The organism is Spiribacter sp. 1M189 (assembly GCF_040838345.1).
Classification (GTDB): Bacteria; Pseudomonadota; Gammaproteobacteria; order Nitrococcales; family Nitrococcaceae; genus Spiribacter; species Spiribacter insolitus.
The window spans coordinates 721,212-738,527 of record NZ_JBAKFF010000001.1; the positions used below are offsets into that span (position 1 = coordinate 721,212).

At 65.5% G+C, this 17,316-nt stretch carries 15 protein-coding genes; 12 read left to right on the forward strand and 3 right to left on the reverse strand.

The window, feature by feature from the left end; all coding sequences use genetic code 11:
• The first annotated feature begins 3 nt into the window (after positions 1-3).
• The 6 genes from V6X30_RS03635 to rnhB are packed head-to-tail and all read left to right on the forward strand — an operon-like array spanning position 4 to position 4,611.
• Entirely contained in the window at positions 4-558 is a 555-nt protein-coding gene (locus V6X30_RS03635; RefSeq protein ID WP_367983289.1) for an OmpH family outer membrane protein, read from the forward strand.
• Positions 559-571: 13 nt separating this feature from the next.
• Entirely contained in the window at positions 572-1,621 is a 1,050-nt protein-coding gene (gene lpxD / locus V6X30_RS03640) for a UDP-3-O-(3-hydroxymyristoyl)glucosamine N-acyltransferase (protein WP_367983290.1), read from the forward strand.
• Complete coding sequence (fabZ, locus tag V6X30_RS03645) at positions 1,611-2,099, forward strand: 3-hydroxyacyl-ACP dehydratase FabZ (protein ID WP_367983291.1); 489 nt, start codon at positions 1,611-1,613, stop codon at positions 2,097-2,099. Before lpxD ends, fabZ begins: the two co-directional genes overlap by 11 nt.
• On the forward strand, positions 2,096-2,872 hold the full coding sequence (gene lpxA, locus V6X30_RS03650; protein WP_367983292.1) for an acyl-ACP--UDP-N-acetylglucosamine O-acyltransferase: 777 nt from the start codon (positions 2,096-2,098) through the stop codon (positions 2,870-2,872). The genes fabZ and lpxA (V6X30_RS03650) overlap by 4 nt, the downstream gene beginning before the upstream one ends.
• Positions 2,873-2,884: 12 nt before the next feature.
• Entirely contained in the window at positions 2,885-4,033 is a 1,149-nt protein-coding gene (gene lpxB, locus V6X30_RS03655; protein ID WP_367983293.1) for a lipid-A-disaccharide synthase, read from the forward strand.
• The gene (gene rnhB, locus V6X30_RS03660; protein WP_367983294.1) at positions 4,030-4,611 is read left to right on the forward strand and encodes a ribonuclease HII; all 582 of its coding nucleotides are present in this window, start codon (positions 4,030-4,032) and stop codon (positions 4,609-4,611) included. Before lpxB ends, rnhB begins: the two co-directional genes overlap by 4 nt.
• Here the strand turns inward: rnhB and V6X30_RS03665 are convergent.
• From V6X30_RS03665 to lpxA (V6X30_RS03675), 3 genes are read right to left on the reverse strand one after another with little or no spacing between them, the layout of a single operon-like run.
• Entirely contained in the window at positions 4,601-5,740 is a 1,140-nt protein-coding gene (locus V6X30_RS03665; protein ID WP_367983295.1) for a DegT/DnrJ/EryC1/StrS family aminotransferase, read from the reverse strand. The genes rnhB and V6X30_RS03665 overlap by 11 nt on opposite strands.
• Complete coding sequence (locus V6X30_RS03670) at positions 5,737-6,684, reverse strand: Gfo/Idh/MocA family protein (RefSeq protein WP_367983296.1); 948 nt, start codon at positions 6,682-6,684, stop codon at positions 5,737-5,739. The genes V6X30_RS03665 and V6X30_RS03670 overlap by 4 nt, the downstream gene beginning before the upstream one ends.
• Entirely contained in the window at positions 6,681-7,517 is an 837-nt protein-coding gene (lpxA, locus tag V6X30_RS03675) for an acyl-ACP--UDP-N-acetylglucosamine O-acyltransferase (protein WP_367983297.1), read from the reverse strand. Before lpxA (V6X30_RS03675) ends, V6X30_RS03670 begins: the two co-directional genes overlap by 4 nt.
• A gap of 52 nt (positions 7,518-7,569) precedes the next feature.
• Between lpxA (V6X30_RS03675) and dnaE the strand changes: the two genes are divergently transcribed.
• The 6 genes from dnaE to eno all read left to right on the forward strand — a co-directional run bounded on the left by dnaE (position 7,570) and on the right by eno (position 17,311).
• A complete protein-coding gene (dnaE, locus tag V6X30_RS03680) occupies positions 7,570-11,100 on the forward strand; it encodes a DNA polymerase III subunit alpha (RefSeq protein WP_367983298.1) in 3,531 nt (1,176 codons plus the stop codon).
• Between the two features lie 16 nt (positions 11,101-11,116).
• Positions 11,117-12,082: an acetyl-CoA carboxylase carboxyltransferase subunit alpha gene (locus V6X30_RS03685; RefSeq protein WP_367983299.1), complete on the forward strand. Its 966-nt coding sequence runs from the start codon at positions 11,117-11,119 to the stop codon at positions 12,080-12,082.
• The gene (gene tilS / locus V6X30_RS03690; protein WP_367983300.1) at positions 12,063-13,412 is read left to right on the forward strand and encodes a tRNA lysidine(34) synthetase TilS; all 1,350 of its coding nucleotides are present in this window, start codon (positions 12,063-12,065) and stop codon (positions 13,410-13,412) included. Before V6X30_RS03685 ends, tilS begins: the two co-directional genes overlap by 20 nt.
• A gap of 111 nt (positions 13,413-13,523) precedes the next feature.
• Entirely contained in the window at positions 13,524-15,167 is a 1,644-nt protein-coding gene (locus tag V6X30_RS03695; RefSeq protein ID WP_367983301.1) for a CTP synthase, read from the forward strand.
• Positions 15,168-15,169: 2 nt separating this feature from the next.
• Complete coding sequence (gene kdsA, locus V6X30_RS03700) at positions 15,170-16,012, forward strand: 3-deoxy-8-phosphooctulonate synthase (RefSeq protein ID WP_367984529.1); 843 nt, start codon at positions 15,170-15,172, stop codon at positions 16,010-16,012.
• Between the two features lie 3 nt (positions 16,013-16,015).
• Entirely contained in the window at positions 16,016-17,311 is a 1,296-nt protein-coding gene (gene eno / locus V6X30_RS03705) for a phosphopyruvate hydratase (protein ID WP_367983302.1), read from the forward strand.
• Positions 17,312-17,316 lie beyond the last annotated feature (5 nt).

Here is a 17,316-nt window from a genome sequence, read left to right on the forward strand (position 1 = left end):
GTCATGAAGCAAAAGGCATCGGGGCGCGGGGCACGGCACCTCCTGGCGGCATTATCCCTGCTGCTGGCCAGCCCGTTTGCGTTGGCGCAGGTCAGTGCGGATCTCAATATCGGATACGTCAATCCGGGCCGGGTGTCCGATGAGGCACCGCAGGCTGACGCGGCCCGGCAGCGCCTGCAGGAAGAATTCGCGCCGCGCGATGAAGAGATCGTCGCCATGCAGGAAGAACTGCGTGGACTGGAGGATCAGCTTGCCGAACAGCGCATGCGGCTGGACACGGAGGCCGAACAGGAGCTGCAGCGTCAGATCGTCAACCAGCGGCGACAGATACAGCGCCAGCAGGAGGCCTTCCGCGAAGACTTTAATCTACGCCGTAATGAGGCCCTTGGAGACCTGCAGCAGCGGATCCTGCGCGTTGTTGAGACATTCGCCATGGAACAGGGCTATGACCTGGTGGTGAGTGATGGGGTGGTCTTCGCCAGCGATGCGGTGAACATCACCGATCGCATCATCGAGCGGCTCGAGCGTCAGTACGAGCAGCGCAACGGGACGCAGTAACGGGGACTGGCTGGTGACAACCGAGGACTACACGCTCGCCGAGCTGGCGGCGCTCACTGACAGCCGGCTCGAGGGGAGTGGCGAGCGGCGCATCCACGGCGTGGCTCCGCTGGAATCGGCGGGCCCGGACGACATCAGTTTCCTCGCCAACCCCAAGTACCGCGCGCATCTTGGCGAGACCCGCGCGGCGGCCGTCATCTTACCGGATCGGGAATCGGCCGAACCGTACGATTTTTCGGTCTTGCGCGCCGATAACCCCTATCTCGTGTTCGCGCGGATTGCCCGGATTCTCAACCCGGTGGCCCATGTCGTCCCCGGCGTGCATGCCTCGGCGAGTGTCGCTGCAGGGGTGCGTCTGGCGGATACAGCCTGTGTCGAAGCGCAGGCGGTGGTTGGTGAGGGTGCGGTGATCGGTGCCCGATGCCGGATCGGCCCCGGCGTCGTCGTTGGAGAGAATGTGGTGATCGGAGACGACTGCCGCCTCGATGCGAATGCGTCGGTGCTTGATGGTGCGCGGCTCGGGGCCCGTGTGCATATCCTGCCCGGTGCCGTGATCGGCGGCGAGGGATTCGGCTTCGCCCATGCGGGGGATCACTGGGAGCCGGTCCCACAGCTTGGCAGCGTGGTCATTGGCGATGACGTCTCCATCGGCGCGAACACCACCGTCGATCGAGGTTCCCAGGGGGACACGATCATCGGCGACGGCTGCAAGATCGATAATCTGGTGCAGGTGGCGCATAACGTCCACATCGGCGAGCATACGATCATTGCCTCGGGGACGGGCATTTCCGGGAGCACGCGTATCGGACGATACTGTACGATCGGTGGATCGGTGGGTTTCGCCGGGCATCTGGAGATCGCCGACGGCGTGACTTTCACCGGCATGGCAATGGTGATCGGCAACGTCCCCGAGGCTGGCGTCTATTCGTCGGGCATCCCCGCGATGCCAACGCGTGACTGGCGTCGGAGCGCGGTGCGCTTCCGGCAGCTTGACGAGATGGCGCGCCGGCTCGAGAAACTGGAGAAGGCAATGCAGAAAACAAAGGAACGTGATGAGCAGTGACCCCTCGCAGCCGGTGACGGAGCGCGTGATCAACCTGGACGGGATCAAGCGCCGTCTGCCGCACCGCTATCCCTTCCTGCTCATCGACCGTGTCCTGGATTATTCCCCTGGCGAGTGGTTGCGCGCGGTGAAGAACATCAGCGCCAATGAGCCATGGGCAGTCGGACATTTCCCCGACAGGGCCATCATGCCCGGCGTGCTTCTCGTCGAGGCGATGGCTCAGGCCTGCGGGCTGCTCGCCTTTGTCACCGATGAGGCACGGGCCGATAAGGAAATGCCCTCCGAGGCGCCGCTCTTCTACCTCGTCGGTGTCGATGACGCGCGCTTCAAGCAGCCGGTAGAGCCGGGGGACAGCCCGCATATGGTGGCCTCGCTGGAACGGGTGGTGCGTGGCATCTGGTTATTCAAGGCGCGCGTTGAACTGAATGATCGCCTGGTGGCCAGTGCCGGTATCCGCTGCACGATGAGGACGATGTGACGGCGGTCCATCCGACGGCGGTTATAGACCCGGCTGCCAGACTTGCGGCCGATGTCGAGGTGGGTCCCTATGCGGTCATCGGCCCGGGGGTGGAGATTGCAGCGGGCTGCGTCATCGGTCCGCATGCAGTGATCCGGGGCCCGACCGTCATTGGCAGCGGCACGCATGTTTTCCAGTTTGCCTCCATCGGCGAAGTCCCGCAGGACAAGAAGTACGCCGGTGAGGACAGTGCCCTCGAGATCGGCTGCAACAACACCATTCGCGAGTTCGTGACCATTAATCGCGGCACCCGTGATGGCGGCGGCGTGACGCGCATCGGCGATGACAACTGGATCATGGCCTATGTGCACATCGCCCACGACTGCCTCGTCGGCAACGGGGTCGTGTTTGCCAATGGCGCCTCACTGGCCGGTCATGTTCTGGCCGGGGACGGCGTCACCCTGGGTGGGTTCACGCTGGTGCATCAGTTCTGCCGCCTCGGCGAGGGCTGCTTTACGTCCATGGGCAGCTGTATCCGGCGGGATGTTCCCCCGTGGGTCATGGTGGCCGGCGATCCGGCGATACCGCATGGCACCAACAGTGAGGGTCTGCGTCGCCGGGGTCTTGATGGCGAGGAGCAGCGGCGTCTGCGGGCCGCCTACCGAACGCTCTACAAGCGTGGCCTGCGTCTCCAGGAGGCGATCGACGCCATCGCCGCCGACGCCGACGATGATCCGTTGATCGAGCGTTTCGTGGCGTTCCTGCGAGAGTCGCCCCGCGGCATCGTCCGCTGAGCCGAGGGCGGCATGCGGATCGCACTCGTTGCGGGTGAACCCTCCGGTGACTTCCTCGGTGGTGGCCTGATCCAGGCGCTGTCGGCGCGCTTCCCGGGGGCAACCTTCGAAGGCATCGGCGGCAGTCATATGACGGCCGCGGGGCTTGAGACCTTTCATCCGCTCGATGCCCTCTCAGTGATGGGTGTTGCCGAGGTGCTGCGTCACCTGCCGCGCCTGCTCGTCATCCGACGTGACCTGCGTCGGCGCTGGATCAGCGATCCGCCGGACGTGTTCATCGGCGTTGACGCGCCGGACTTCAATCTGGGTCTGGCCCGCTCGCTGCGCTCCATCGGTATCCCGACCCTGCAATATGTGAGCCCGACGGTGTGGGCCTGGCGATCCGGACGGATCCGGCTGATCCGCCAGGCGGTCGACCGCATGCTCTGTATCTATCCGTTCGAGGATGACTTCTTCGCCCGATCAGGGGTGGATTCGCGTTTCGTGGGTCACCCGCTGGCTGACGAGATTGCGCTGCAGACCGATCATGCAGCGGCTCGCGAATCTTTCCGGATGGAGGCCGGCGAGTCGATGATCGCGCTGCTGCCCGGCAGCCGCCGCAGCGAGATCCAGCGCCTGCTGCCGGTCTTCCTCGAGGTGGCTGACCGGATCACGGCGGTCCTTCCAGAGAGCCGGTTCGTGATCCCCGCTGCGACCCCCGCGCTGCAGACGATGATCGAGGAGGGCGTTGGCGGGTCCTCCCGCCGGGCGAGAGTGGCGGTGATACCCGGTCAGTCGCGAAGGGTTCTGGCCGGCGCTGACGCCGGGCTGATCGCATCCGGGACGGCCACGCTGGAGGCCATGCTGCTCAAATGCCCGTCGGTCATGGCCTACCGCGTCAATGCCATGACCGCGATGCTGGCGCGCCGGAGCCTGCGGATTCCGTTCTTCGCGATGCCCAATCTCATGGCGGGCGAAATGCTGATGCCCGAGTTCGTGCAGGACAAGGCCAATGCCGAGGCCATCACCCCCGCGGTCCTCTCGTTGCTCGAGGCACGACGCAAGCGGCGGGAAATCGCCGAGCGCTTTGCCGAGCTCCATGCCCGGCTCCGGCTGAATGCCAGCGAGCAAGCGGCGGCGGGGGTTGCCGACTTGCTCTCAAGCCGTGGAGAGCGCGATTGAATAGCCTGATCGATGGTGATGTCGCGGGCGTCGATGAGGTGGGCCGCGGCCCACTGGCTGGCCCGGTGGTGGCCGCCGCGGTGCGGCTCGACCCCACCGTCAGCTGGTCTGAACTGCGTGACTCGAAGCGGCTTTCACGCCGACGCCGGGAACAGCTCGATGCCATGATCCGTGAGCAGGCGCTGGACTGGCGAATCGAGATCGCCAGTGTGGAGGAAATCGACCAACTGAATATCCGCGTGGCCAGCCTGCTCGCCATGCAGCGCGCCGTAGCCGCACTGACACCGGCGCCGCGGGCGATCCTGGTGGACGGAAGGGATGTACCGAGCGTGGCATGCCCCGCCACCGCGGTGGTGGGGGGTGATGACAGCGTGCCGGCCATTGCCGCGGCCTCCATCATCGCCAAGGTTTACCGCGACCGCTGCATCCTCGCGCTGCATGAGCAGTATCCGCAGTACGGGTTCGACCGGCATATGGGTTACCCGACCATGCTGCATCGCGAACGCCTGCGGGCCAATGGGCCCTGTCCGGCGCATCGGCGCAGCTTTGCGCCGGTGAGAAGGCTACTCAGCGTCTGATCACGTCGATGACGCGTTCGATATCGGCGTCCGGCATTTCGGGGTACATCGGCAGGGAGAGGCAGCGCGCGGCAGTCGAGTCCGCCACCGGACAACCCGGACCGTTGCGGTTCATGGTGTGCACCGGCTCCGCTCCGCCGAAGGCCGCCTGGCGGTGCAGGGGGACGGGGTAGTAGACGGCGGAGGCGATATGCTCTGCCGCCAGTCGCTCCATCAGCGCGTCGCGCCCGGCCTGGTCGTCGCAAAGCAGGGTGTACTGGTGATACACATGCCTCCCGATCCCGTCCTCATGGGGGGTGACCAGACCCGGTCGTCCGGCGAGTCCCTCGCTGTAGCGATGGGCAACCCGACGGCGGCCATCGTTGAAGTGATCGATATGGGGGAGTTTGGCCCTGAGGATAACGGCCTGCAGCTCGTCAAGCCGGCTGTTGTAGCCGATACGATCATGGTAGTAACGACGATGACTACCGTGGTTGCGCAGGGCGCGTAATTCCCGGGCAATGGCCTCGTCCTGGGTGGTCACAAGACCACCGTCGCCGTAGCCGCCCAGATTCTTGCTGGGGAAGAAGCTGAACGCCCCGGTGACGCCCCGGCTGCCGGTCATGTCGTCGTCGATCGCGGCGCCGAATGATTGGGCGCAATCCTCGATCAGCTGCAGGCCGTGATGCGTCGCCAGCGCCTGGAGCCGCGGCATGTCGGCGGGTTGGCCGAACAGATGAACCGGCACGATGGCCCGGGTTCGCGGACCGATCGCGGCGGCGACGGCATCCGGGTCAAGGTTGAAGGTCTGCGGGTCGATGTCCGCGAATACGGGCCGCGCGCCGACGTAGCAGATGGCCTCAGCCGTGGCGATGAAAGAAAAGGGGGTGGTGATCACCTCGTCGCCGGGGCCAACACCCGCCCCAAGCAGGGCGAGATGCAGCGCATCCGTGCCGGAGGCCACACCCACGGCATGGGCGCAGCCGAGATAGTCGGCTGCCTCCGCCTCGAACGCCTGGACACCGGGGCCCAGGATAAAGCGTGCCTCGTCCAGCGCCGCCGCCAGGCCGTCATCAATGGCCCCTCGGATCAACGGGTACTGTGCCGTCAGATCGACCATGGGGATAGGGTGGGGTGCGGTGTCGCTCATACGGCATTCCGGTTGAGTTGTTGTCCGATCTCGATGGCCGCCGCCAGCGCCCGTCGACCGTCCTGCGCATCCACGATGGGCCGGCTACCCCCGTGGACGGATGCGACAAAAGCGCCGATTTCGTCGGCGAGGGCATCCCGGCGTTCGATCTCCCGCTTTTCCCGCTCGATCTGGTCCATGGTGGGGGGTCCCTGCGCGTCGACCCGGCGTCGCTGAATATCCAGCTCGCCTGCCTGCAGGTCGAGGGCGAGGTAGGCGTTGGGCTGGAAGATCCGCATCCGGCGCTCGGCCTTGGGGCTGACGCGCGATGCAGTGACGTTGGCGATGCAGCCGTCGGCGAAGCGGAGGCGGGCATTGGCGATGTCGATATCCTCGGAAATGACCCGCGCCCCGCTCGCATCCATCTGTTCCAGTGGCGCATCCACCAGCTCGAGAATCAGGTCGATGTCGTGGATCATCAGGTCGAGCACCACACTGACGTCTGCACCGCGAGGATTGAATGGGGCGATGCGATGTGACTCGATGAACAGCGGCCGATGGATCTGCGTTGCCGCCGCCACCATGACGGCATTGAACCGCTCGAGGTGCCCGACCTGGATAAGGCAGCCGTTCTCTTCGGCCGCTTCAATCAGTTCGTCCGCTTCGGCGAGTGTCGTGGTCATGGGTTTTTCGATGAGCAGGTGGAGCCCGGCACCGATCAGCCGCAGCGCCATCTCGTGATGCAGACGCGTCGGCGTGACCAGGCTCACGGCATCGACGCGGCCGATCAGTGCCCGGGGATCGGTCGACGCCTCGCAGCCGAGCTCATCGGCCACCTGTCGCGCCCGATCGGCGTCGGCATCCACCACGGCGACAAGATCGCAGTCGGGGTGCGCTGCGTATTTCTGCGCATGGAATCGGCCGAGGTAGCCGACACCCACCACCGCGGTGCGCAGGCGACTCATCGGGTCAGCCCCCGGCGACTGGCGCGAATGAACGCAGTAAAGACCTCAATCTCCGGCCGCGTCAGCTCCGCATCGGCACTGATTGACGCCAGCGCGGTATCCAGTGAGTGGCCGCGCCGGAAGACCAGATCATAGACGCGACGGACATCCCGGCGCTGATCCGCGCTCAGCCCCGCCCGTGCCAGGCCGCGGGTATTCAGCCCGCGGAGGCGGGCGCGGTTACCCGCCACCAGGGTGTAGGGGGCGACGTCCCGGGTCACGACTGCGCCGCCGCCCACCATCGCAAGGCGGCCGATATGCACGAATTGATGGATGCCGCAGACCGCCGAGATAGTGGCTTGATCATCGACATGGACATGACCCGCCAGCTGGCTTGCGTTGGAGATGGTGACCCCATCGCCGATCTGGCCGTCATGGCCGACATGGCTGTAGGCCATTAAAAGATTGTTGTTGCCCACCCGCGTGACACCGTCCTCCTTGGTGCTTGCCCGATGCACCGTCACGAACTCGCGGAAGGTGTTGCCAGCGCCGATTTCCAGCGCGGTCGGCTCGCCCTGGTAGCCGGTGTCCTGCGGCGGCAGACCGAGCGTTGCGTGGGCGGCGACGTCATTGTCGGGCCCCAGGCGAAGGGGGCCTTCGAGGACCGCATGGGGCCCGATGACGCAGTCATCGCCAATGGATACGTCGGGGCCCACAATCGCATACGCGCCAACGCGGCTGCGCTCGCCGATCTCGGCCCGGTCGTCGATGCAAGCGGTGGGGTGGATGCGGGTCTCCTGCATGGGTGCATGATGGCGGAAACGGTCGATCACGGCCAGTCCACGATCTATCATTGCCGTGTCGTTCGGCGGTACGATTAGCGGTCTGACCGGCTCGGGTAGGATCATGTCGCCAGCCTTTGTCCATCTCCACCTTCATACCGAATTTTCGCTGATCGACGGGACCGTGCGGGTGAAGCCGCTGGTCCAGACCGCCGCTCGCGAGGGGATGCCGGCGGTGGCGGTCACCGACCAGGGCAACCTGTTCGGTATGGTCAAGTTCTACAGTGCCGCAGTGGCCGCCGGCGTGAAGCCCATTATTGGTGCCGACCTGCGTATCGCCGATGCCGACCGGGACGGCCATCACGTCCTCACTTTCCTGTGCATGGATGACACGGGTTACGCCAACCTCACGCGCCTGATCACGGCGAGCTACCTGGACGGCCAGGGCGAAGGGCTCCCGCTGGTGGACCGGCGCTGGCTGGACGACTGGAGCGAGGGGCTGATCGTGCTCTCTGGCGCCGCAGGGGGCGATGTCGGCGAGGCGCTGGTCTCGGGTAACGGTGATCTCGCCCATCGGCGCCTTGCCTTCTGGCAGCAGCGTTTCGGTGACCGTTTCTATCTCGAGTTACAGCGGACGGATCGTCCGGGTGATGAGGCTCATGTCCATGCCGCCGTGGCGCTCGCCGCGGAGACTGGCACCGCCGTGGTCGCCACCAATGACGTGCGCTTTCTCGAACGCGGTGACTTCGAAGCCCACGAGGCGCGGGTCTGCATCCATGACGGCCGGATCCTCCACGATCAGGATCGCCCCCGGCACTACAGCGACGCGCAATATCTGCGCAGTCCCGCCGAGATGATCGAGCGCTTCGCCGACATTCCCGAGGCCATCGACAACACCGTGGCCATCGCGCAGCGATGCAACCTCTCGCTGACCCTTGGCCAGAATGTCCTGCCAGACTTCCCGGTACCCGGTGACCAGACCATCGACGACTACCTGCGCGAGGAATCACGCGCGGGTCTGGCGCAGCGTATCGCGCGGCTGGGCACACCCGGCGGCGACGAGGCCGAATACTACGCCCGGCTGGATCACGAACTCGATGTGATCATTCAGATGGGCTTTCCGGGATACTTCCTGATCGTGGCCGACTTCATTCGGTGGGCCAAGTCGCGCGACATCCCGGTGGGGCCGGGGCGCGGATCGGGGGCCGGGTCGCTGGTGGCTTATTCGCTGGACATAACCGACCTTGATCCATTGCGTTACGACCTGCTCTTCGAGCGCTTTCTCAACCCCGAGCGGGTCTCCATGCCGGATTTCGATGTCGATTTCTGCATGGAAAAACGCGACCAGGTCATCGACTATGTGGCCGAGCGCTACGGCCGCGAGAAGGTCTCCCAGATCGCCACCCACGGGACCATGGCGGCCCGGGCCGTGGTGCGCGATGTCGGCCGGGTGCTCGGGCACGGCTATGGGTACGTCGATCGCATCGCCAAGCTGATTCCCTTCGAGATCGGCATGACGCTGGATAAGGCGCTGGCCCAGGAAGCCGATCTGCGGGAGCTCGCCGAGCAGGATGAGGACGTGGGCTTTCTGCTCGATCTGGCGGGCCGGCTCGAGGGGCTGTCCCGCAATGTCGGCAAGCATGCCGGTGGCGTGGTGATAGCCCCCAGTGATCTCACCGACTTCGCACCGCTTTTCTGTGAGCCGGATGGCGGCGGACTGGCGACGCAGTTCGACAAGGACGATGTCGAGGCCGTGGGTCTGGTGAAGTTCGACTTTCTGGGCCTGCGCACGCTCACCATCATCGACTGGACGGTGAAGGCGGTGAACGCGCTGCGGGAAGCCCGCGGTGATCAGGCACTGGACATCGCAACGATCCCGCTTGATGACAAGCCGACCTTCGAGCGGCTCAAGGAATGCCAGACAACGGCCGTTTTCCAGCTTGAATCCCGCGGTATGAAAGATCTCATCCGGCGGCTCCGGCCGGATAGCTTCGAGGACATTGTCGCCCTGGTCGCCCTGTTCCGGCCGGGCCCCCTGCAGTCGGGCATGGTCGAGGATTTCATCGACCGCAAGCATGGCCGCAAGCCGGTGGCCTATCCGACGCCGGAACTCCATCACGATGCACTCAGGCCGATCCTCCAGCCCACCTACGGGGTGATCCTCTACCAGGAACAGGTCATGCAGATCGCCCAGGCCGTGGGTGGTTACAGCCTGGGCGAGGCGGATCTGCTGCGCCGGGCGATGGGCAAGAAAAAGCCCGAGGAGATGGCCAAGCAGCGCACCATCTTCCTCGAGGGCGCGAAGGGGCAGGGCCTGAGGGCCGAACACGCCGAGGGGCTGTTCGACCTGATGGAGAAGTTCGCCGGCTATGGTTTCAACAAGTCGCACTCGGCGGCGTACGCGCTGCTCTCCTATCAGACGGCCTGGCTGAAGGCGCATTACCCCTCGGCCTTCATGGCCGCGGTGCTGTCCTCCGACATGGATAACACCGACAAGGTGGTCACGCTCATTGATGAGTGCCGCGCCATGTCGCTCGAGGTTGCGCCGCCGGACGTCAACCGCTCGGACTGGATGTTCCGGGCCCCGGACGATGGTGGTGTCGTCTATGGCCTTGGCGCGGTCAAGGGCGTTGGTCACTCGGCGGTGGAGGCCATCGTCGAAGCCCGCCATGAGGGCGGCGCGTTCCAGGATCTGCATGATCTGTGTCGACGGGTGGACCTGCGGCGGGTCAACCGTCGGGTTCTCGAGGCATTGATCCGATCGGGCAGCCTGGATGGCATTACACCGAACCGTGCCACCGCCATGGCGAATCTCCCCAATGCGCTGCAGGCGGCCGAACAGCAGAGCCGCAACACGGAGATCGGTCAGGACGATCTTTTCGGTCTGGGCGCTGCCACGGAGGAGCATGCGGGCGAGGGCGGTGCGCATGCGCTCGAACGGGTCGAGGAATGGCTGGAGCGGGAGCGACTGGCGGCCGAGAAAGAGACGCTCGGTCTCTACCTCACTGGCCACCCAATCAGCGAGCATGAGGCGGAGCTCGCGGGCTTCATCAGCGGCCGCCTCAAGCAGGCCGGCACGGGGCTCGAGCGCAGCACCGGGCGTCGCGACAGCGAGCAGCGCGTGGTCCTGGCCGGCCTGGTGGTGGCGGCACGCAGCCGAATCACCCAGAGCGGCCGAAGGCTTGGGTTTGTGACCCTGGATGACCGCACTGCCCGCATGGAGATCGTGCTCTTCGGAGATGTCTATCAGCGCCACCGCCACCTGCTGGAGAAGGATCGGCTCATCGTTGTGGAGGGAGACCTCGGCTACGATGAGTTCAGCGATGGCTACCGCGTCTCCGCGGAACGGGTGTATGACCTCGCGGGCGCCCGGCTGCACTTCGCCCGGCGGCTGGTATTGCGGGTGGATGCCGAGCAGGCGGGCAATGGGTTTGTGCCGGCTCTTCAGGAGGCACTCGCGCCCTATCAGCAAGGCGAGTGCAGCGTTTGTATCGACTACGAGGGCCCCGACGTCTGCGCCCGGATCCGTCTGGGCGATGAGTGGCGCGTCCGCCCCGAGCCGGAGTTGATCAATGCACTCGCGCGGCTGTTGCCGGCGGACCGGGTGGCCGTCGACTACCGGCGACAGGCGCGTGGTAGGATCTGGCAATCTTGACTGAAGGAGCGCGACATTGGCGTCCAGCGATCTGAATTTTCTCGAATTCGAGCGGCCCATTGCGGAGCTTGAGGCGAAGATCGAGGAACTGCGTTACGTCAGTGATGATGCCGAGGTCAGTATCAGCGACGAGCTCACTCGGCTGCAGGCGAAAAGCCGACAGCTCACCGAGCAGATTTTCCGCAATCTGACGCCCTGGCAGGTCTCGCAACTCGCCCGGCATCCCCATCGCCCGTACGCTCGCGACTATATCGATGCGATCTTCACCGAGTTCGAGGAGCTGCATGGCGATCGTGCCTACGCCGATGATGCCGCCATCATCGGTGGCGTGGCGCGCCTCGATGGCGAGCCCGTGATGGTGGTGGGCGAGCAGAAGGGCCGTGACACGCGCGAGAAGGTCGCGCGCAATTTCGGCATGCCGCGCCCGGAGGGCTACCGAAAGGCGAAACGGCTGTTCGAGATGGCAGAGCGGTTCTCCCTGCCCGTGTTCACCTTCATCGATACCCCGGGGGCCTATCCGGGCGTTGGCGCCGAGGAGCGAGGCCAGAGCGAAGCGATCGCCCACAACCTGTTTCTGCTCTCGCAGCTGCGTACCCCGGTGATCTGCACCGTGACGGGCGAGGGGGGCTCGGGCGGGGCGCTGGCCATCGGCGTCGGCGACCGCCTGTTGATGCTGGAGTACAGCACTTACTCGGTGATCTCGCCGGAGGGCTGCGCCTCGATTCTCTGGAAGAGTGCGGACAAGGCCGCGGAGGCCGCCGATGCCATGGGCATCACCGCCACGCGGCTCAACGAACTCGGCCTCGTCGATCAACTGATCGAGGAGCCCCTTGGCGGCGCCCATCGCGACTGGGCCGAGACCGCGAGACGGCTGGGTGAGGCGCTCCGACGACACCACGGCGAGGTGGCAGCCCTGGATGTGGATACCATGTGTTCGCAGCGCTACGAGCGTTTGATGGCGCTTGGGCACTTCAAGGAATAACCCGCCAACGAACGGGTCTCCCAACCCGGCACGGCTTTTCGATGCCGTGCCGGTTGGCGCCGTTGGGTGTGTTGTCGCCTTCAGCGGTGGTCTCGACTCTACGGTGCTCCTGCATCTCGCCACGCGGAGCGACAGGCCCGTCCGCGCGATCCATATCCACCATGGCCTGCAGCCCGGAGCCGAGGAGTGGGCGGGTCACTGCAGCGAGGTATGTGAAGGCCTCGGCGTTGCCCTGACGATTGTCCGGGTCAACCCTGAGAAGACCGGGCGTGGACTGGAAGATGCCGCCCGGGAGGCGCGCTACGCTGCCCTTGCGGCACGGCTGAAACCGAACGAGTGTCTGTTGACCGCTCACCATGCCGACGACCAGATCGAGACACTGTTATTGCGCATGATGCGGGGGACTGGACCGGATGGGCTTGCGGGTATCCCGGTACGGCGCGCGTTCGGCGCCGGCTGGCTGGCGCGTCCGTTGCTGGCCTTTCCACGAGAACGACTGCATGACTACGCCCATCACCACCATCTGCACTGGGTGGAAGACCCCACCAATACCGAGCTCTCCCAGGATCGCAATTACCTGCGGCATCGCGTCATCCCGCTGCTGAGCGCCCGGTGGCCCAGGGCCGCCGAGGCAGGCGGACGACTGGCCGGGCATTCGGCGCAGCAGCGGGATGCGCTGCGGACGTTGCTGGCCGATCATCGTCGTCAGTGGCCGGGCCCCGAGCATGGCCCGTTACCCCTCGATGCGCTTCGGCAGAGTGAGCCGAGCGTGCGCCCGGCCCTTTTGCGGGAGTGGCTCCGCGCCGGCGGGATGCCCGCCCCCGAGACATCCCGCCTGGAGCAGGGACTGGCGATGCTGCTGGAAGCCCGCGCAGATCGCCGACCTGCGCTGGTATGGGGGAAGTATCAGGTCCGGCGTCACCGCGAATGGCTCTACCGGCTGCCCTGGCCGCTACCGGAGGCCCCGGCGCCGGCGCCGGCCGAAGCCGCCGGAACGGTTTGCTGGGGCGGGCTCGGTCATCTTGTCGGCAAGACCGGTCCGGGACCCGGGGGATCGATCAGGGCCCCGCGGCCCGGGGAGCGGGTGGTCATGCCCCAGCGGCCGGCCAAACCGCTCACGGAACTGCTGCGCGAAGCCGGTATTGTTCCCTGGTGGCGCTCGCGCCTGCCGTTGCTCGAAAACGCGGATGGCGAGGTGCTTGCCGTGGGTGGTCTCGGCGTGACCGCCGCCGGGGTGGCGTTATGGGGAGGCGGCGGTATGGAGCCGGGCTGGATGCCAGTCGCGCCGGCGGATGGCCCCGATTGGAGGTGGCTCAGATCGCCCGCATGAAGGACGCCCGGACGGGCCGCAGATTGTGCGTCTTCCGGCCTTCTGCTAACTTTGTCGCCCGTCCCGTGGTGGCCTCCCGCCACCACGATCCGCCAGCAGGCCGACGGTATCATGACGCGATTCATCTTTATTACCGGCGGTGTCGTGTCCTCTCTGGGCAAAGGCATCGCCGCCGCCTCTTTGGGCAGCATTCTTCAGGCACGGGGGCTGAGCGTGACCATGGTCAAGCTCGACCCCTACATCAACGTGGACCCGGGCACCATGAGCCCGTTTCAGCACGGCGAGGTCTTCGTCACCGATGACGGGGCGGAGACCGACCTCGACCTGGGCCACTACGAACGCTTCGTGCGCATGCGGGCCAGCCAGGACAACAACTACACCACGGGGCGGATCTACGAGAATGTCATCCGCAAGGAGCGCCGTGGCGATTACCTGGGTGGCACCGTTCAGGTCATCCCGCACATCACCGACGAGATCAAGAGCTGCATTCAGCGGGGTGCCGGCAACGCCGATATCGCCTTGATCGAGATCGGCGGTACGGTGGGCGATATCGAGTCGCTTCCCTTTCTCGAGGCGATTCGTCAGATGGGCACGGAGCTGGGTCACGAGCGCTGTCTTTTCATCCATCTGACGCTTCTGCCCTGGATCGGGGCGGCCGGCGAGATGAAAACCAAGCCCACGCAGCATTCGGTGAAGGAACTGCGCAGTATCGGGATCCAACCGGATATCCTGGTCTGCCGCGCCACCATGGCGATCCCCGCGGAAGAACGCCGCAAAATCGCGCTATTCACCAATGTCGAACCGCGGGCGGTCATCTCCGCACTCGATGTCGACAACATCTACAAGGTGCCGGCCATGCTGCACGAGCAGGCGCTCGACAGCATCGTTGCCGAAAAGCTCGGCCTGGAACTGCCACCCGCCACCCTCAACGACTGGGATCACGTGGTTGAGGCCATGGAGGCGCCCACCGGCGAGGTCACCGTCGCGATGGTGGGTAAATACGTGGATCTGGCCGATGCCTACATGTCGCTCAACGAGGCACTGCGCCACGCCGGCATTCAGCACCGGCAGACGGTGAACATCCGCTATGTCGACTCCGAGGCGATCGAGCGCGAGGGTACCTCGCTGCTCAACGACGTCGACGCAATCCTCGTACCGGGCGGATTCGGCGAGCGGGGTATTGAGGGCAAGATCGCAGCGGCGGGCTATGCCCGACGCGAGGGGGTGCCGTTCCTTGGTATCTGCCTCGGACTGCAGGTGGCGGTGATCGAGTTCGCCCGCAACGTCGCCGGGCTGGATGGCGCGCACAGCACCGAATTCATCACCCATCCCCGGCATCCGGTGATTGCCCTGATCACCGAGTGGATGAACGCCGAGGGACTCAAGGAATACCGCGATGCCGATTCCGATCTCGGTGGCACCATGCGGCTTGGGTCGCAACCCTCGGAACTGGTGCGCGGGACGCGTTTCCATCGTATCTACGGCAAGGACGTCATCCGCGAGCGTCATCGACATCGCTATGAGTTCAACAACGGCTATGAGCGTCCACTCACGGAGGCCGGCCTGGTGATTGCCGGCTGGTCGGGTGACGGTCACCTGGCCGAAGCCATTGAACTGCCTGATCATCCCTGGTTCCTGGCCTGCCAGTTCCACCCGGAGTTCACCTCCACGCCGCGCGACGGGCACCCGCTCTTCGGTGACTTCATCGCAGCCGCCGCCGCTCACCGCAAGGCGCACGAGGAACGACAATCGTGAGCATGACCGTGCAGGGAAGCCCGGTCGGGCTGGATCAGCCCCTCTTTCTCATCGCCGGACCCTGTGTGGTGGAATCCGAGGCGCTCACCCTCGAGATTGCCGAGCGGCTCACCGAAATGACGCAGGCGCGGAATATCCCGTTCATCTTCAAGGCCTCGTATGACAAGGCCAATCGCTCATCGGCGCAGAGCTATCGCGGGCCCGGCATTTCCGCCGGGCTGGAGACGCTGGCCCGTGTGCGCGATTCCCTTGGCGTGCCGGTGCTTACCGACGTGCACGAATACACACCGCTTGATGAGGTGGCGGACGTCGTGGACTGGCTGCAGACACCCGCGTTTCTGTGTCGGCAGACCGATTTCATCCAGGCCGTGGCGGCCTGTGGCCTGCCCGTCAATATCAAGAAAGGCCAGTTCCTCGCGCCCTGGGACATGGGCAATGTCGTCGAAAAGGCGTGGGCTACTGGTAACCGTCAGATCACGGTCTGTGAGCGTGGTGTGAGCTTTGGCTATAACAATCTGGTCGCCGACATGCGCTCACTGGCGGTGATGCGTGAGACCGGCGCACCCGTCATCTTCGATGCCACCCACTCGGTACAGCTCCCGGGCGGGCAGGGGCAGGCCTCCGGCGGGCAGCGCGAACATGTACCGCTTCTCGCCCGGGCCGCGGTCGGTGCCGGTGTGAGCGGTCTTTTCATGGAAACCCATCCCGACCCGGAGACGGCGCTCTCCGATGGCCCCAACAGCTGGCCTCTCGATGCGCTGCCCGGTCTTCTGGATACCCTTGTCGCACTGGATGCCGTGGTCAAGCAGCACGGCTTCCCCGAAACGGATCTTCAACAGGAGTGAATCATGCCTAGCATTACCCGTGTCCATGCCCGCGAGATACTCGATTCGCGGGGCAACCCCACCCTCGAGGCCGAGGTGAGCCTGAGCGATGGCAGTGTCGGCCGTGCAGCCGTCCCCTCGGGGGCATCGACCGGGGCACGGGAGGCCGTCGAACTGCGTGATGGCGACAAGTCCCGGTACCTCGGCAAGGGGGTGCGACAGGCGGTGGCCAATGTGAATGGCGAGATCAACGACACCCTGAATGGTATGGAGGCGACGGAGCAGCGTGCCATTGATGAGCGGCTGATCGAGCTCGACGGTACCGACAACAAGGGGCGACTCGGGGCCAATGCGCTGCTCGGCGCCTCGCTGGCAGTCGCGCAGGCGGCCGCGAAGTCAGCCGGACAGTCGCTGTTCCGCTACCTGACGCCGGCGGAATCCTATGTCCTGCCGGTCCCGATGATGAATATCCTCAATGGCGGCGCGCACGCCAGCAACAGCGTCGATATCCAGGAGTTCATGGTGATGCCGGTGGGCTTCGAGCGCTTCAGCGAGGCGCTCCGCTGCGGCACGGAGATCTTCCACGCCCTCAAGAAGGTGCTGAGCGCGCGGGGGCTGTCCACTGCGGTGGGTGACGAGGGCGGATTCGCCCCCGACCTCCCCTCCAACGAGGCGGCCATCGAGGTCATTCTCGAGGCCGTGGAGCAGGCGGGCTACAAGCCCGGCGAGCAGGTCTGGCTGGCGCTGGATGCCGCCAGCTCCGAGTTCTGCGAGAACGGCGAGTACTTCCTTGCGTCCGAGGATCGGCGCTTCGACGCCGAGGGCTTTGCCGGTGTGCTCGCCGACTGGGTCTCCCGCTACCCCATCATCTCCATCGAGGACGGCATGGGCGAGGACGACTGGGCGGGCTGGGAAACGCTCACGCAGCGTATCAGCGAGGGTGTCCAGCTGGTCGGCGACGATCTGTTCGTCACCAATACGCAGATCTTCCAGCAGGGCATCGATCAAGGCATTGGTAATTCGATCCTGATCAAGTTCAATCAGATCGGGACCCTGACCGAGACGCTGGACGCCATCGCCATGGCCGACCGGGCCGGCTACTCCGCGGTGGTCTCCCATCGCTCGGGAGAGACCGAAGATACGACCATCGCCGATCTCGCCGTGGCGAGCACCGCGACGCAGATCAAGACCGGCTCGCTGTGCCGCTCGGATCGCGTGGCCAAGTACAACCAGCTCCTGCGCATCGAGGAGGAGCTGGGTGAAAAGGCTCGCTACGCCGGTGCGGACGCGTTCCCGAACCTGCGCCGCATGGGCGCCTGATCCGG